This window comes from Enterobacter sp. 6722112, assembly GCF_058661685.1.
Map to the genome: position 1 here is coordinate 3,488,312 of NZ_JBZWGR010000007.1, position 15,106 is coordinate 3,503,417.

At 56.1% G+C, this 15,106-nt stretch carries 16 protein-coding genes and 1 pseudogene; 10 read left to right on the forward strand and 7 right to left on the reverse strand.

Features of this window, described 5'->3' with window-relative positions:
* Position 1: 1 nt before the first annotated feature.
* Together AC4OVU_RS18110 and AC4OVU_RS18115 are read right to left on the reverse strand one after the other, a co-directional pair.
* Positions 2 to 310, reverse strand: a complete 309-nt coding sequence (locus AC4OVU_RS18110) for a recombinase-like helix-turn-helix domain-containing protein (RefSeq protein WP_017382919.1) — start codon at positions 308 to 310, stop codon at positions 2 to 4.
* Positions 307 to 630, reverse strand: a complete 324-nt coding sequence (locus AC4OVU_RS18115) for a Rieske (2Fe-2S) protein (RefSeq protein ID WP_003860044.1) — start codon at positions 628 to 630, stop codon at positions 307 to 309. Before AC4OVU_RS18115 ends, AC4OVU_RS18110 begins: the two co-directional genes overlap by 4 nt.
* Before the next feature lie 415 nt (positions 631 to 1,045).
* Between AC4OVU_RS18115 and AC4OVU_RS18120 the strand changes: the two are divergent.
* A pseudogene (locus tag AC4OVU_RS18120) lies at positions 1,046 to 2,256 on the forward strand (MFS transporter).
* A 3-nt stretch (positions 2,257 to 2,259) separates the two neighbouring features.
* Here AC4OVU_RS18120 and speB read toward each other — a convergent pair.
* The 4 genes from speB to AC4OVU_RS18140 form a co-directional block, all read right to left on the reverse strand.
* Complete coding sequence (gene speB / locus AC4OVU_RS18125; protein WP_110292349.1) at positions 2,260 to 3,180, reverse strand: agmatinase; 921 nt, start codon at positions 3,178 to 3,180, stop codon at positions 2,260 to 2,262.
* A gap of 286 nt (positions 3,181 to 3,466) precedes the next feature.
* The gene (gene speA / locus AC4OVU_RS18130; protein ID WP_017382922.1) at positions 3,467 to 5,443 is read right to left on the reverse strand and encodes a biosynthetic arginine decarboxylase; all 1,977 of its coding nucleotides are present in this window, start codon (positions 5,441 to 5,443) and stop codon (positions 3,467 to 3,469) included.
* 8 nt (positions 5,444 to 5,451) lie between these two features.
* Positions 5,452 to 5,583: an acid stress response protein YqgB gene (gene yqgB, locus AC4OVU_RS18135; protein ID WP_057979949.1), complete on the reverse strand. Its 132-nt coding sequence runs from the start codon at positions 5,581 to 5,583 to the stop codon at positions 5,452 to 5,454.
* A 94-nt stretch (positions 5,584 to 5,677) separates the two neighbouring features.
* Positions 5,678 to 5,818: a hypothetical protein gene (locus tag AC4OVU_RS18140; RefSeq protein ID WP_418235904.1), complete on the reverse strand. Its 141-nt coding sequence runs from the start codon at positions 5,816 to 5,818 to the stop codon at positions 5,678 to 5,680.
* Positions 5,819 to 6,243: 425 nt separating this feature from the next.
* On the opposite strand from AC4OVU_RS18140, the gene metK reads away from it, so the two are divergent.
* The 8 genes from metK (at position 6,244) to ruvX (ending at position 13,383) form a co-directional block, all read left to right on the forward strand.
* Positions 6,244 to 7,398: a methionine adenosyltransferase gene (gene metK, locus AC4OVU_RS18145; RefSeq protein WP_491928762.1), complete on the forward strand. Its 1,155-nt coding sequence runs from the start codon at positions 6,244 to 6,246 to the stop codon at positions 7,396 to 7,398.
* 416 nt (positions 7,399 to 7,814) lie between these two features.
* Positions 7,815 to 9,212: a galactose/proton symporter gene (gene galP / locus AC4OVU_RS18150; RefSeq protein ID WP_015571832.1), complete on the forward strand. Its 1,398-nt coding sequence runs from the start codon at positions 7,815 to 7,817 to the stop codon at positions 9,210 to 9,212.
* Positions 9,213 to 9,270: 58 nt separating this feature from the next.
* The gene (locus AC4OVU_RS18155) at positions 9,271 to 9,768 is read left to right on the forward strand and encodes a SprT family zinc-dependent metalloprotease (protein ID WP_110292351.1); all 498 of its coding nucleotides are present in this window, start codon (positions 9,271 to 9,273) and stop codon (positions 9,766 to 9,768) included.
* Between the two features lie 94 nt (positions 9,769 to 9,862).
* Positions 9,863 to 10,570, forward strand: a complete 708-nt coding sequence (endA, locus tag AC4OVU_RS18160; RefSeq protein ID WP_003860034.1) for a deoxyribonuclease I — start codon at positions 9,863 to 9,865, stop codon at positions 10,568 to 10,570.
* Between the two features lie 51 nt (positions 10,571 to 10,621).
* Positions 10,622 to 11,353 (forward strand): 16S rRNA (uracil(1498)-N(3))-methyltransferase, encoded by a 732-nt coding sequence (gene rsmE, locus AC4OVU_RS18165; RefSeq protein WP_017382923.1) that lies wholly within the window; start codon positions 10,622 to 10,624, stop codon positions 11,351 to 11,353.
* A 31-nt stretch (positions 11,354 to 11,384) separates the two neighbouring features.
* Complete coding sequence (gene gshB / locus AC4OVU_RS18170) at positions 11,385 to 12,332, forward strand: glutathione synthase (RefSeq protein ID WP_015571835.1); 948 nt, start codon at positions 11,385 to 11,387, stop codon at positions 12,330 to 12,332.
* Between the two features lie 74 nt (positions 12,333 to 12,406).
* Positions 12,407 to 12,967 carry a YqgE/AlgH family protein gene (locus tag AC4OVU_RS18175; protein WP_006811924.1) on the forward strand — a complete coding sequence of 187 codons (561 nt, stop codon included), beginning with the start codon at positions 12,407 to 12,409 and terminating at the stop codon, positions 12,965 to 12,967.
* Complete coding sequence (gene ruvX, locus AC4OVU_RS18180; RefSeq protein ID WP_006811925.1) at positions 12,967 to 13,383, forward strand: Holliday junction resolvase RuvX; 417 nt, start codon at positions 12,967 to 12,969, stop codon at positions 13,381 to 13,383. Before AC4OVU_RS18175 ends, ruvX begins: the two co-directional genes overlap by 1 nt.
* 9 nt (positions 13,384 to 13,392) lie before the next feature.
* On the opposite strand, the gene AC4OVU_RS18185 is transcribed toward ruvX, so the two are convergent.
* The gene (locus AC4OVU_RS18185; RefSeq protein WP_110292353.1) at positions 13,393 to 14,373 is read right to left on the reverse strand and encodes a type IV pilus twitching motility protein PilT; all 981 of its coding nucleotides are present in this window, start codon (positions 14,371 to 14,373) and stop codon (positions 13,393 to 13,395) included.
* Positions 14,374 to 14,390: 17 nt separating this feature from the next.
* Here AC4OVU_RS18185 and AC4OVU_RS18190 point away from each other — a divergent pair, with 17 nt between their 5' ends.
* A complete protein-coding gene (locus AC4OVU_RS18190; protein ID WP_017692690.1) occupies positions 14,391 to 15,092 on the forward strand; it encodes a YggS family pyridoxal phosphate-dependent enzyme in 702 nt (233 codons plus the stop codon).
* The last annotated feature ends 14 nt before the right edge of the window (positions 15,093 to 15,106 follow it).

Below are 15,106 nucleotides of genomic sequence, written 5' to 3' on the forward strand. Positions count from 1 at the left end.
CTCAGTAGCCGTTAACCTGTAAGAATGCCTGGAAGCTGGCGTCGCTCCACGGCTCGCCCTGCTGGTCGTGCATACGCACCGCGTTCAGCCCGCTTACCAGCTCCGGCAAGGTTTCAACGCCCTGCTCGAAGAGATCTTCCAGCGTCGCAATCAGCTTCACTTCCCAGCTTTCCGGCTCGCGGCTGCGGGTCTGCCAGATCAGGTTGGTGTAATCACCCGGCTTATGAATGGCGCCATTACCGCCCTCTGCCGGCGGGGTAAACTGGCGGCTTTCCGGCAGCGCCGGGTTGTAGTTCAGCGTGTCGCTCATGCCACGGTCTCCTCAACGAAGGTAATCTGAATCTGGTTTTCAAAAACCCGAACCGGGTAACGATTGAGGTTGCGTCCTCCGGGGCCGTGCAGACACTGGCCGGTTTTGACGTCGAACACCGCCTCGTGCAGCGGGCATTCCACCTTGCCGTCTTCCACGAAGCCCTGACTCAGCAGGGCATAGGCGTGCGGGCATACGTCCTCCAGCGCGTAATATTCACCGTCGATCAGGTAAACGCCGATCTCTTTACCGTCGACGTTGCCGCTAAAAGGGAAATCTTCCTGTACTTGTTCTGCGTCACATACGCCTATCCAGCTCATCACGATCCTCCAGGCTTTTGTTTCATATATGAAACTCTGTTTCTTATTTAATACGGTCAATATAAAAGCGATGAATGTTTCGTCAAGCGACAATGTGACGAATTTGTTAATCGATCGGCAATTAATTAACTAAGTGTGCAAGGGATCACGAAAAAATGCAGCGATATGAAATTTTCATTATTGCAGCGTGAGAAATAGGTTTTTTTAATGGACTCTTATTTTCAATAAAACAGATTGACTTCTTTTCTTTTTACTCTCTAAAAATAAATGAACGTTACCTCTATCGCGTTTCACCTGTGAAACTTATTTTTTATTTATCTTTATTAAACAAAGAGTTTCACAGGCGAACCATTTTAGCTCCGTGACAATCACATTGATGAAAAATATAAGTTACAAAAAACGTAAGGCGGACATGATGACGGCAAGATGGCAAGGCACGATTGCACTTTTATTACTCATTATTATTTCCTACGTCGATCGGGTAAATATCTCGGTAATGATTTTAAACCCGGAATTTGCCGAACATTTTCAGTTAAATGAAAACAGAATGTTACAGGGCCTGCTCATGACCTGCTTTCTTCTGGGTTATGGATTTTCCGCTTTATTATTAACGCCGGTTATTGAAAGCAAACTTCATTATCGGCAGGGATTATTAAGCAGCATTGCGATTTGGGCCGCGGTCTGCGCGGCTTCACCTTTGCTCGGCTCGCTGACGGGAATGCTCTTCGCCCGCGTGATTCTGGGGATCGCGGAGGGACCGCTTTTTTCACTGAAAACGCGCTTTATCAGCGATAACTTTAGCGCGCAAGAGATCGGCAAACCCAACGCCGTGACCGCGCTGGGCGTCTCGCTCGGGCTGGCCGTGGGCTTTCCGCTGGTGACCTGGCTGATGTCGCATCTGGGCTGGGCCGGATCGTTTTATGCACTGGCGGCAATCAACCTTCTCCTCGGCGGCGGCTTAATCTGGCGTTTTCTGCCCGCGCCGCGCAAGCTCCCGACCGCGAAAAAGCCGGGGTTTGTTCACACCTTCACGTTGGCCTGGCAGACGCCGCTGCTGGGCTGGATCATGGTGGTTGAAATCGCCACCCTGAGCTATCTCTGGGGGAGCAGCGCCTGGTTACCCGCGTGGCTGCGTGACGAGCACCACTTCTCGCTGCATGCCACGGGCTGGCTTGCGGCGATCCCCTTCCTGCTCAGTCTGGGGTCAAAGTTTCTGGGCGGCGTGCTGCTCGATAAAATGCGTCCGGAACAGGCCCGGTACTGTTTGTGGTGGGCGGTACGTTGACGGCACTCTCCGTTGTCGCGCTGATGCTCAGCCATCAGCCTGCCTGGCTGGCGCTGTTTATGCTTTCGGCTAACGTCTTCTGGGGGCTACAGGGAGCGGCTATTCCGGCGGTGATCCAGCATCACGCCGCGCGGGAAGCGGTGGGCAGCGCTTACGGCATAATCAATGGGATCGGCAATATCTGCGCGGCGTTTATTCCGCTGCTGATGGGGATGGTGATGAGATCGGTGGGGTCGGTCAGTTCAGGCTTTTCGGTGCTGGTCGTCTCGCAGGTTGTCACCCTGCTTGCCGGGGGAATGTTGCTGCTGCGCATGCGGCGCGCAGCAGCAATCAGCGCGTAAGGCTTATTCGCCTTTTTTCGCCGCCTGGATGTAGAGCATTTCCAGCGCCAGGGTCGCCGCGGCCAGCGCGGTGATCTCGGACTGGTCATAGGCCGGAGCCACTTCCACCACGTCCATCCCGACGATGTTCAGATCCTTCAGGCCGCGCACCAGCTTGATGGCGCGGTCTGATGTCAGGCCGCCGATCACCGGCGTACCGGTACCCGGTGCGAATGCCGGATCCAGGCAGTCAATATCGAAGGTCAGATAGACAGGCATGTCGCCGACGATCTGCTTAACCTGAGCCAGAATATCGTCCACGCCGCGATCGTTCACATGGCCCGCGTCGAGTACGGTGAAGCCGTTGTCTTTGTCGAACTCGGTGCGGATGCCGATCTGCACGGAGTGGTTTGGATCGATCAGGCCTTCCTTCGGCGCGGTATAGAACATGGTGCCGTGGTCGAACTCGCAGCCGTTCGCGTAGGTGTCGGTGTGCGCATCGAAGTGCACCAGCGCCATTTTGCCGAAGTGCTTCGCGTGGGCGCGCAGCAGCGGCAGGGTCACGAAGTGGTCACCGCCGAAGGAGAGCATGCGTTTACCGGCCGCCAGCAGCTTCTCGGCGTGCGCCTGCAATTTTTCGCTCATCTCACGCGCGTCGCCGAAGGCGTACACCAGATCGCCGCAGTCCACCACGTTCAGGCGCTCGCGCATGTCGAAGTTCCACGGGAAGCGGTTGTGCTCCCAGGCCAGGTTGGTGGAAACCTGACGGATCGCCGCCGGGCCATGACGTCCCCCCGCGCGACCGGACGTTGCCATGTCGAACGGTACGCCGGTGATCACCCAGTCCGCATCGCTGTCGTACGGCTGGAAGTTCATCGGAAGGCGTAAAAAACCAAACGCGTTAGATACCAGAGAGTTATCGTACTGATGACCTAAAGTGCTCATGTCCTGACCTCTTATAAAGTCGATACATTAAAAACAGATGAAAAAAAATCCCCTCCGCGTCGTTAAACCCGACGAGGAAGGGATTGATTCGTAAATCGCATATTGGGGCGAATTATCGCCGTTAATTCATACGGGTTCAAGTGAGTATAGCATTCTGCCGGATGGCGGCTTCGCCTTCTCCGGCCTACATTCGTAGGCCCGGTAAGCGCAGCGCCACCGGGCATCGGCGGCACAGCGGCCTGATGCCCTCACCCCGCCCCTCTCCCACAGGGAGAGGGAGGTTTTCTTACTCGTCTTCCAGATACGTATACCCGTACAGACCCGCTTCAAACTCTTCCAGGAACTGCTGCTGCAAGGCATCGTCCAGACCGGTATTTTTCACCTGATCGCGGAACTGGGTGAGCAGTTTTTTCGGATCCAGCTGAACGTATTCGAGCATGTCCGCCACGGTGTCCCCTTCGTCGGACAGCTCAACCTCCACGCTGCCGTCAGGGAAGACAAACACGTCAACCGCTTCGGTATCACCAAACAGGTTGTGCATGTTGCCAAGGATCTCCTGATACGCACCCACCATAAAGAAGCCCAGCATTGGCGGGTTCTCCGGATCGTATTCCGGCATTGGCATAGTGGTCGCGATACCGTCGCCGTCGACGTAGTGGTCAATTGCGCCGTCGGAGTCACAGGTGATGTCCAGCAGCACGGCGCGGCGTTCCGGGGCGTGGTTCAGCCCTTCCAGCGGCAGAACCGGGAACAGCTGGTCGATACCCCAGGCATCCGGCATCGACTGGAACAGGGAGAAGTTGACGTACATTTTGTCCGCCATACGCTCCTGCAACTCGTCGATAATCGGACGGTGCGCGCGGTTGCTCGGGTCGAGCTGTTTCTGCACTTCGTGGCACATATTCAGATAGAGCTGCTCGGCCCACGCGCGCTCTTGCAGGCTGAAGGTGCCAGACGAGTAGCCGACGTGAATATCGTGCAGGTCCATCTGGCTGTCGTGCAGCCATTCGCGCAGGGAACGACGCGTGCCCGGCTCGTGCATCTCCTGCCAGGTTTCCCACATGCTTTGCAGGGAACGTGGGGCATCGTCTGCCGGAGGCGTGGCTTCGGTGATTTCGCTACGCTCAACGCCAATGATGTTAGAGACCAGTACCGTATGGTGCGCGGTGACCGCGCGGCCGGATTCGGTGATCACCGTCGGGTGCGGCAGGCCGTGCTCTTCGCAGGCATCGCCAATCGCCCAGATGATGTTGTTGGCATATTCGTTCAGGCCATAGTTTACCGAGCAGTCAGACTGCGAGCGGGTCCCTTCGTAGTCCACGCCCAAGCCGCCGCCCACGTCAAAGCACTGAATATTCACGCCGAGCTTATGCAGCTCAACGTAGAAACGCGCGGATTCACGCACCCCAGTGGCGATGTCGCGAATATTGGCCATCTGCGAGCCGAGGTGGAAGTGCAGCAGCTGAATGCTGTCCAGACGGCCGCGCTCGCGCAGAATTTCCACCAGCTGAAGCACCTGGTTCGCCGCAAGGCCGAACTTGGATTTCTCACCGCCGGAAGACTGCCATTTACCGGAACCCTGCGACGCCAGTCGCGCACGCACGCCAAGGCGTGGGATCACGTTCAGACGCTCGGCCTCTTCCAGCACGATCGCGATTTCGGTCATCTTCTCGATCACCAGATAGACCTTGTGGCCCATCTTCTCGCCAATCAGCGCCAGACGAATGTATTCGCGGTCTTTATAGCCGTTACAGACGATCACCGACCGGGTCATGCCCGCATGCGCCAGAACCGCCATCAGCTCCGCTTTAGAGCCTGCTTCCAGGCCCAGCGGCTCGCCGGAGTGGATCAGGGATTCAATCACGCGACGGTGCTGGTTGACCTTGATCGGGTAAACGAGGAAATAGTCGCCGTTATAACCATACGATTCCCGCGCGCGTTTGAACGCGGCGTTAATAGAACGCAGGCGATGTTGCAGGATCTGCGGGAAGCAGAACAGTGCAGGCAAGCGCTGACCCTGCGCTTCACGGGTTTTCACCAGTTTAGCGAGATCCACGCGCGCTTCCGGGACGTCCGGATCCGGGCAGACACTGATGTGGCCCAGCTCGTTAACGTCGTAGTAGTTATTGCCCCACCAGGCAATATTGTAAGTGCGCAGCATCTTGCTGGCTTCCTGGGAGCTCATCGCAACCTCCTGCATAGAACGTAGTACACCCTGTTCGCCTGCTGACGAAGGCGAAAGCGAAGACATGTCGTCAGACATAGCGAACCTCAACTCTTTGTATTAAGTGTAAAACAGTTGACTACTATCGCAGCGTTATACGGCGATAACAACCCATTAACGGCTCCATTTCCCAGCAGAGTATGCTGAAATCCAGACCGTGCGACCGGTTTCTTATTCATATCATTGTAAAACACGTATCCGAACTCTGTATGACAAGGTTCGGCGAAACCACGAGAAAACTCCTGTATTAACAAGAGCGCCCTTGTTCAGTTTTCACAAAGCGTGACCGGCTCTGGAATCCTGAGAAGCACCGAGATGGGTATAACATCGGCAGGTGTTTAGACCAGAAGTGCGGGTGGGAATCAAATGCGCGCCAGAACGGCTGCGCTGAATGAGCGGAAAACGATGGTTCATTATCTCGTATCACCTCCACGGCCGCCTCTGCTGAAACGGACCACAAGCCAAAGCTAAAAGTTCACTGCTTAACCCGGCTGGAAGTGGCGACACGATGTGTTCATCGAGCGCTTATTTTATATGAGCCGCGCGCCGCGTTTTATACCGAGAAGGTCGCTAAAAAGCAAAACAAAAATGCGCAGGTTGCCAGCGTCGTCAGGAAAAATTTCCAGCCGTGTTTTCAACGCAGTGAGAGGTGAGTCAAAAAAAACTGGAAATCGGGTGAAGAAGTGACCTAAAATAGACGTCCAGATGTTAATCCATCCATACCGATTAACACTCAGACTGCCAGTGTCAAAATCCTGTAGGCCTTGGTAGAATTATCTCCTATGGCTATTCCACACAGCAGCTTGAGCTAACCAAATTCCTCTTAGGTGAAATAAAACATGGCAAAACACCTGTTTACGTCCGAGTCCGTATCAGAAGGACATCCTGATAAAATTGCTGACCAAATCTCCGATGCGGTGCTGGATGCGATCCTGGCGCAGGATCCAAAGGCGCGCGTAGCGTGTGAAACCTATGTCAAAACCGGCATGGTTCTGGTTGGCGGTGAGATCACCACCAGCGCATGGGTTGATATCGAAGAGATCACCCGTAACACGGTGCGTGAGATTGGCTATGTACATTCTGATATGGGCTTTGATGCCAACTCCTGCGCCGTACTGAGCGCGATTGGCAAACAGTCTCCGGATATCAACCAGGGCGTTGACCGTGCCGATCCGCTGGAACAGGGCGCGGGTGACCAGGGCCTGATGTTCGGCTACGCAACCAACGAAACCGACGTGCTGATGCCAGCGCCGGTAACCTACGCCCATCGTCTGGTGCAGCGTCAGGCTGAAGTGCGTAAAAACGGCACCCTGCCGTGGCTGCGTCCGGATGCGAAAAGCCAGGTGACCTTCCAGTATGACGACGGGAAAATCGTCGGTATCGATGCAGTGGTTCTTTCCACGCAGCATGCTGAAGAGATTGACCAGAAATCCCTGCAAGAAGCGGTGATGGAAGAGATCATCAAGACGGTTCTGCCAACTGAATGGCTGAGCTCTGCGACCAAATTCTTCATCAACCCAACCGGACGCTTTGTTATCGGCGGCCCAATGGGTGACTGCGGTCTGACCGGTCGTAAAATCATCGTAGATACCTACGGCGGCATGGCACGTCACGGCGGCGGCGCATTCTCCGGTAAAGATCCGTCTAAAGTTGACCGTTCTGCGGCGTACGCTGCACGTTATGTGGCGAAAAATATCGTTGCTGCCGGTCTGGCTGACCGCTGTGAGATCCAGGTTTCCTACGCTATCGGCGTGGCTGAGCCAACCTCCATCATGGTGGAAACCTTCGGTACTGAAAAAGTGCCTTCTGAACAGCTGACCCTGCTGGTGCGTGAGTTCTTCGACCTGCGTCCATACGGTCTGATTCAGATGCTGGATCTGCTGCACCCAATCTACCAGGAAACCGCAGCGTACGGTCACTTTGGCCGCGAACATTTCCCATGGGAAAAAACCGACAAAGCCGCCCTGCTGCGTGATGCTGCCGGTCTGAAATAATCGACTGCCAGTAGCTTAAACAGGCCAGCCTTTGTGCTGGCCTTTTTTATGTCGGGTGGCGGCTATGCCTTACCCGACCTACGGGTAGTGAGTTTTTGTAGGCCGGGTAAGGCACAGCCGCCACCCGGCAATGTTTGGAACCGTTTACACCTCACTCTCTATACCCCGCTTTCAGAATATTCTCTTTGCATGATCGCATTTCTTCTGCTGTTACATTCCCTTTCAGTTAAGTCTGAAATTTGTGCAAACGCGATGCACATCAATTAATTTACCTCTATATTTTCAAAGCTTTAATTATTTTTACGGTTACAAGCCAGTGTAACCGATTACACCGTTGTGATTTGACTCACATATTTTTATGAGCCGCTCACCTACTCTTAATATCGTAAAAACTGATAACCCAACTGGAGGGCATAATGCCTGACAATAATAAACAGGGGCGTACGTCCAATAAGGCAATGACGTTCTTCGTCTGCTTCCTCGCCGCTCTGGCAGGATTACTCTTTGGCCTGGATATTGGCGTAATTGCCGGTGCATTACCTTTCATCACCGATGAGTTCCAGATTAGCGCACACACTCAGGAATGGGTGGTTAGCTCCATGATGTTCGGTGCCGCCGTCGGCGCGGTCGGTAGCGGCTGGCTCTCCTTTAAGCTCGGGCGTAAAAAGAGCCTGATGATCGGCGCGATCCTGTTCGTTGCCGGCTCACTGTTCTCTGCCGCTGCGCCTAACGTTGAAGTGCTGATCATCTCCCGCGTGCTGCTCGGTCTGGCAGTGGGCGTGGCGTCTTATACTGCCCCGCTGTACCTGTCTGAAATCGCTCCGGAAAAAATCCGCGGCAGCATGATTTCCATGTATCAGCTGATGATCACCATCGGTATTCTGGGGGCTTATCTCTCGGATACCGCATTCAGCTACAGCGGCGCATGGCGCTGGATGCTGGGCGTAATCATCATTCCAGCCATCCTGCTGCTGATTGGCGTCTTCTTCCTGCCGGACAGTCCGCGCTGGTTCGCCGCCAAACGCCGCTTCCATGATGCCGAACGCGTGCTCTTACGCCTGCGTGATACCAGCGCCGAAGCCAAAAACGAGCTGGAAGAGATCCGCGAAAGCCTGAAGGTCAAACAGTCCGGCTGGGCGCTGTTCAAAGAGAACAGCAACTTCCGCCGCGCGGTGTTCCTCGGTGTGCTGTTACAGATCATGCAACAGTTCACCGGGATGAACGTCATCATGTATTACGCGCCGAAAATCTTCGAACTGGCGGGCTACACCAACACCACCGAGCAGATGTGGGGCACCGTGATCGTCGGCCTGACCAACGTGCTGGCGACCTTTATCGCTATCGGTCTGGTGGACCGCTGGGGACGTAAGCCAACCCTGACGCTGGGCTTCCTGGTGATGGCCGTCGGGATGGGCGTGCTGGGTACCATGATGCACATGGGCATTCACTCTCCAACGGCACAGTACTTCGCCGTGGCGATGCTGCTGATGTTTATCATTGGGTTTGCGATGAGCGCCGGTCCGCTGATTTGGGTGCTGTGCTCTGAGATCCAGCCGCTGAAAGGGCGTGATTTTGGTATCACCTGTTCTACCGCAACCAACTGGATTGCCAACATGATCGTCGGCGCAACGTTCCTGACCATGCTCAATACCCTGGGTAACGCCAATACCTTCTGGGTCTACGCCGGTCTGAACCTGTTCTTTATCGTTCTCACTATCTGGCTGGTTCCTGAAACCAAACATGTTTCACTGGAACACATTGAACGTAACCTGATGAAAGGTCGTCCTCTGCGCGAAATCGGCGCACACGACTGATCCTCCTGCGGGAGGCGCCTCTTGCGCCTCCCCGCTTCCCGCTTTATGCTCTGCCCCTATGAAAGCTCCCCGTCTCCCCATCGCCATTCAGCAAGCCGTCATGCGCAGCCTGCGGGAAAAACTCGCCCAGGCCAACCTGAAGCTCGGCCGCAATTATCCTGAACCGAAGCTGGTCTATCAGCAGCGTGGCACCGCGGCAGGCACCGCCTGGCTGGAGTCGTATGAGATCCGCCTGAATCCGGTGCTGATGATGGAAAACCAGCAGGCGTTTATCGACGAAGTCGTCCCGCACGAGCTGGCGCACCTGCTGGTGTGGAAACACTTTGGCCGCGTCGCGCCGCACGGCAAAGAGTGGAAATGGATGATGGAGGCGGTGCTCGGGGTTCAGGCCCGCCGCACCCATCAGTTCGAGCTGGAATCGGTACGCCGCAATACCTTCCCCTACCGCTGCCAGTGTCAGCAGCACCAGCTTACCGTCCGCCGCCATAACCGCGTTGTGCGCGGCGAGGCGACCTATCGCTGCGTAAAGTGCGGCGAACCGCTGGTTGCGGAATAATCACTCGAACTTTCAGGAACTTTCCTGATCTGACTGATTGCATACGGGAACAACATTCGTTACGTTGCGGGCTCGTTTTGACACGGAGTGTAAGATGTCCCGTAATGTTTCTCTCGCGGTCGCTTTTCTGGCGACAGCGCTATCCGGCCATGCTCTGGCCGACGGTATTCACAGTTTCTCTCAGGCAAAAACCGCAGGCGTAAAGATTAACGCCGACGTACCGGGTGATTTCTACTGCGGCTGTAAAATTAACTGGCAGGGTAAGAAAGGGGTCGTGGATCTGGGATCCTGCGGCTATAAGGTGCGCAAGAACGAGAATCGCGCCAGCCGAATCGAATGGGAACACGTTGTTCCGGCCTGGCAGTTTGGCCACCAGCGCCAGTGCTGGCAGGACGGTGGACGTAAAAATTGCGCAAAAGATCCGGTCTACCGCCAGATGGAAAGCGATATGCACAACCTGCAACCCGCCGTGGGTGAGGTCAATGGCGACCGCGGAAACTTCATGTACAGCCAGTGGAACGGTGGCGAAGGCCAGTACGGTCAGTGCGCCATGAAGGTCGATTTCAAAGAGAAAGTCGCCGAACCGCCTGCCCGCGCGCGCGGCAGCATCGCCCGCACTTATTTCTATATGCGCGACCGCTACGATCTCAATCTTTCCCGCCAGCAGACGCAGCTCTTCAATGCCTGGGACAAGCTCTACCCGGTGACGGACTGGGAATGCCAGCGCGACGAACGTATCGCCAAAGTCCAGGGGAATCACAACCCTTACGTCCAGCGGGCTTGCCAGGCGCAAAAGAGCTAACCTACACTACGGCAATTCGCTTATATCGCATGACACATGGAATTTCTGACTATGCGCATCCCTCGCATCTATCACCCTGAACTGATTACCCCAGGCGGCGAAATCGCCCTGTCTGATGATGCCGCAAACCATGTAGGTCGCGTGCTGCGCATGGGGGCCGGCCAGGCGATTCAGCTCTTTGACGGCTCTAATCAGGTTTTCGACGCTGAAATTACGCGCGCCGATAAAAAAAGCGTGCACGTGAAGGTGCTGCGTGGCGACGTGGACGACCGGGAATCCCCGCTGCACATTCACCTGGGCCAGGTGATGTCGCGTGGGGAAAAGATGGAGTTCACCATTCAGAAATCCATTGAACTGGGTGTAAGCCTCATTACGCCACTTTTTTCTGAGCGCTGCGGCGTTAAACTGGATGCGGAACGTCTGAACAAAAAGATCCAGCAGTGGCAAAAAATTGCCATTGCGGCCTGCGAACAGAGCGGCCGCAACCGTATCCCGGAGATCCGCCCGGCGATGGATCTGGAGGACTGGTGTGCAGAAGAGGAAAGCGGGCTTAAGCTCAATCTTCATCCGCGCGCCAGCGCCAGCATCAATACGCTGCCGCTGCCCGTTGAGCGTGTACGCCTGCTGATTGGCCCGGAAGGCGGCCTGTCGGCTGACGAAATTGCCATGACGGCGCGTTACCAGTTTACTGATATTTTGTTGGGACCTCGCGTTCTGCGCACTGAGACAACGGCACTCACCGCCATTACCGCGCTACAGGTGCGATTTGGCGATCTGGGTTGAAGCAAAGCCTGACCCATAACCGGAGAAGAAGATGATTAAGCTCGGCATCGTGATGGACCCCATCGCAAACATTAACATCAAGAAAGACTCCAGCTTCGCTATGCTGCTGGAAGCGCAGCGTCGCGGCTATGAACTCCACTATATGGAGATGAACGATCTTTACCTGATCAACGGTGAAGCCCGCGCACGCACCCGCATCGTTAACGTCGAGCAGAACTACGAAAAATGGTACGAATTCGGTACCGAGCAGGATATTGCCCTGGCCGACCTTAACGTGATCCTGATGCGTAAAGATCCGCCGTTCGACACCGAATACATTTACGCCACCTATATCCTTGAGCGTGCCGAAGAGAAAGGAACGCTGATCGTCAACAAGCCGCAGAGCCTGCGCGACTGCAACGAGAAGCTCTATACCGCATGGTTCTCTGACCTGACGCCGGAAACGCTCGTCACCCGCAGCAAAACGCAGCTGAAAGAATTCTGGCAGAAGCACGGCGACATCATCATGAAGCCGCTGGACGGCATGGGTGGCGCGTCGATCTTCCGCGTGAAAGAGGGCGATCCGAACATTGGCGTGATTGCCGAAACGCTGACCGAGCTGGGAACCCGCTACTGCATGGCGCAGAACTATCTGCCAGCCATTAAAGACGGCGACAAGCGTGTGCTGGTCGTAGACGGCGAGCCGGTGCCTTACTGCCTGGCGCGTATCCCGCAGGGAGGGGAAACCCGTGGCAACCTGGCGGCTGGCGGCCGTGGCGAACCGCGTCCGTTAAGCGAAAGCGACTGGGAAATTGCCCGCCGCGTCGGCCCTACGCTGAAAGCCAAAGGCCTGATCTTCGTCGGCCTCGATATCATCGGCGATCGTCTGACCGAAGTGAACGTCACCAGCCCGACCTGCATTCGTGAAATCGAAGCGGAATTCCCGATCTCGATCACCGGAATGCTGATGGACGCTATCGAAAAACGTTTACAGAAATAACCTGTGACAGCGCCTGTGTTTATCCCCATACTGGGCGCTGTCGCTTTTTAAACCAGGAAACAGTACCTCTGACAATGAATTTACAGCATCACTTTCTTATTGCCATGCCTGCTCTCCAGGATCCGATTTTCCGCCGCTCCGTGGTCTATATTTGCGAATACAACGAAGACGGCGCGATGGGGATTATCATCAATAAGCCGCTGGAAAACCTCCAGGTGGAAGGCATTCTGGACAAGTTGAAAATCCCTGCTGAAGCGCGGCTGCCGGAAATCCGTCTCGATAAACCGGTGATGCTCGGCGGCCCGCTTGCAGAAGATCGTGGCTTTATCCTGCATACCCCGCCGGTTTTCTCGTCCAGCATTCGTATCTCCGATAACACCGTCGTCACCACCTCTCGCGACGTGCTTGAAACGCTGGGCACTGCCAGTCAGCCTTCTGAGGTGCTGGTTGCGCTCGGCTACGCCTCCTGGGAAAAAGGGCAGCTGGAACAAGAAATTCTGGACAACGCCTGGCTGACAGCCCCTGCGGATATGAATATCCTGTTTAAAACCCCTATCGCCGATCGCTGGCGTGACGCGGCAAAACTGATTGGCATTGATATTCTGACCATGCCTGGCGTTGCGGGGCACGCGTAATGAGCGGCACCCTTCTCGCCTTCGACTTCGGCACCAAAAGCATCGGCGTCGCTGTGGGTCAACGGATCACCGGCACCGCTCGCCCGCTCACGGCGCTGAAAGCTAACGACGGCACGCCGGACTGGAACCTTATTGAGCGCTTGCTCAAAGAGTGGCAGCCGGACGACGTGATTGTCGGCCTGCCGCTAAACATGGACGGCACCGAGCAACCGCTTACCGCCCGCGCGCGCAAATTCGCGAACAAAATCCATGGCCGCTTTGGCGTCTCCGTTAAGCTGCACGATGAACGTTTGAGCACCGTCGAGGCACGCGCTGGCCTGTTCGAGCACGGTGGCTTCCGGGCGCTGAACAAAGGCAGCGTGGATTCAGCTTCAGCCGTCATTATTCTCGAAAGCTATTTCGAACAGGGTTACTGAGCGCCGGGGCTACAGCCGCCCCTGCGCCCGTCGCTCCGCCAGACTCTGCTCAAAGTTCTGCATTCCCGCCTGCTGCCCCGTTTGAATAATGCCCGGCAGTTGCCAGGTTTTGCCTTCGCGGATCAGGTTTGCCGCCGCCGAGGTATTCACCAGTAGCTCATACAGCGCCACGCGCCCGCCCTGGACATCCTGACGTAGCTTCTGCGCCAGGACCGCACGCAGGCTTCCCGCCAGCTGATTACGCACCGGATCTTTCTCCTGCGCCGGGAAGGTGTCGACCAGGCGCTCGATCGCCTGCGCCGCGCCGCGCGTGTGCAGCGTGGCTAACACCAGATGGCCGGTTTCCGCCGCCGTCAGCGCCAGGCGTATCGTCTCGCTGTCGCGCAGCTCACCAAGCAGAATCACATCCGGATCTTCACGCAGCGCGCTGCGCAGCGCCTCGGCAAAGGACGGGCTGTGCTGGCCTATCTCCCGCTGCTGGATCAGGCAACGTTCGCTCTGGTACATAAACTCCACCGGATCTTCCAGGGTCAGAATATGCCCGTCCGTCTGGTGATTGAGGAAATCGACCATAGCGGCCAGGGTGGTCGATTTCCCACTGCCGGTGGCGCCGGTGACCAGAATCAGGCCATTGTCATTGAACAGTAGTTCCGGGATCGCTCGCGGCACACCTAGCGCAGAGAGCTGCGGGCACGTCAGCGGCAACAGCCGCAGCGCAATCGAAACGCCGTGCATATGCTTAAACGCACTGCCGCGCAGCCGCTGACGGCCTGCGAGGGTAACGGCAAAATCCACCTGCCCGTTTGCCCACCATGCGCCCTGCTGTTCGTCGTTGAGCCACGCTTTTAATAACGCCTCCACATCCGGGGGCGGAAACGGCGCAGGTTCAAGACGACCTGACCTGCGCCAGCGCGGTGGCGAATCACTGCACAGGTGTAGATCGGAGACGTTATGCTTTACACTAAGGGCCACAATTTCTTCCACATCCATAGACTACTCCTCGGAAAATGAACGACATTGCGCATAACCTGGCACAGGTCCGGGACAAAATCTCAGCCGCGGCAACGCGTTGCGGCCGTGCTCCAGAAGAAATTACGTTGCTTGCAGTCAGCAAAACTAAGCCTGCGAGCGCCATCGCAGAAGCGATAGCCGCCGGTCATCGTGCCTTTGGTGAAAACTATGTGCAGGAAGGCGTGGATAAAATTCGCGCTTTCCGGGAACGGGGAAATACAGACCTGCAATGGCACTTTATCGGTCCGCTACAGTCGAACAAAAGCCGTCTGGTAGCAGAGCACTTTGACTGGTGCCACACCATCGATCGTCTGCGCATCGCTACCCGTCTGAGCGACCAGCGCCCTATGGAGATGCCAGCGCTTAACGTGCTGATTCAAATCAACATCAGCGATGAAAACAGCAAGTCCGGCATTACGCTGGGCGAACTGGAGGCGCTGGCGGCAGACGTGGCGGCGCTGCCGCGCTTAACCCTGCGCGGGCTGATGGCTATCCCGGCGCCAGAGTCAAGTTATGAAAGGCAGTTTGCCGTGGCACAGCAAATGGCTGTAGCATTTGAGGCGCTTAAGGCGCGCTATGACACGGTAGACACGCTTTCTCTGGGCATGTCGGACGATATGGAAGCCGCCATCGCGGCAGGCAGCACCATGGTGCGCATCGGCACGGCAATTTTCGGTGCGCGCGATTACCCCCAATAATAAGGAAACCTGAG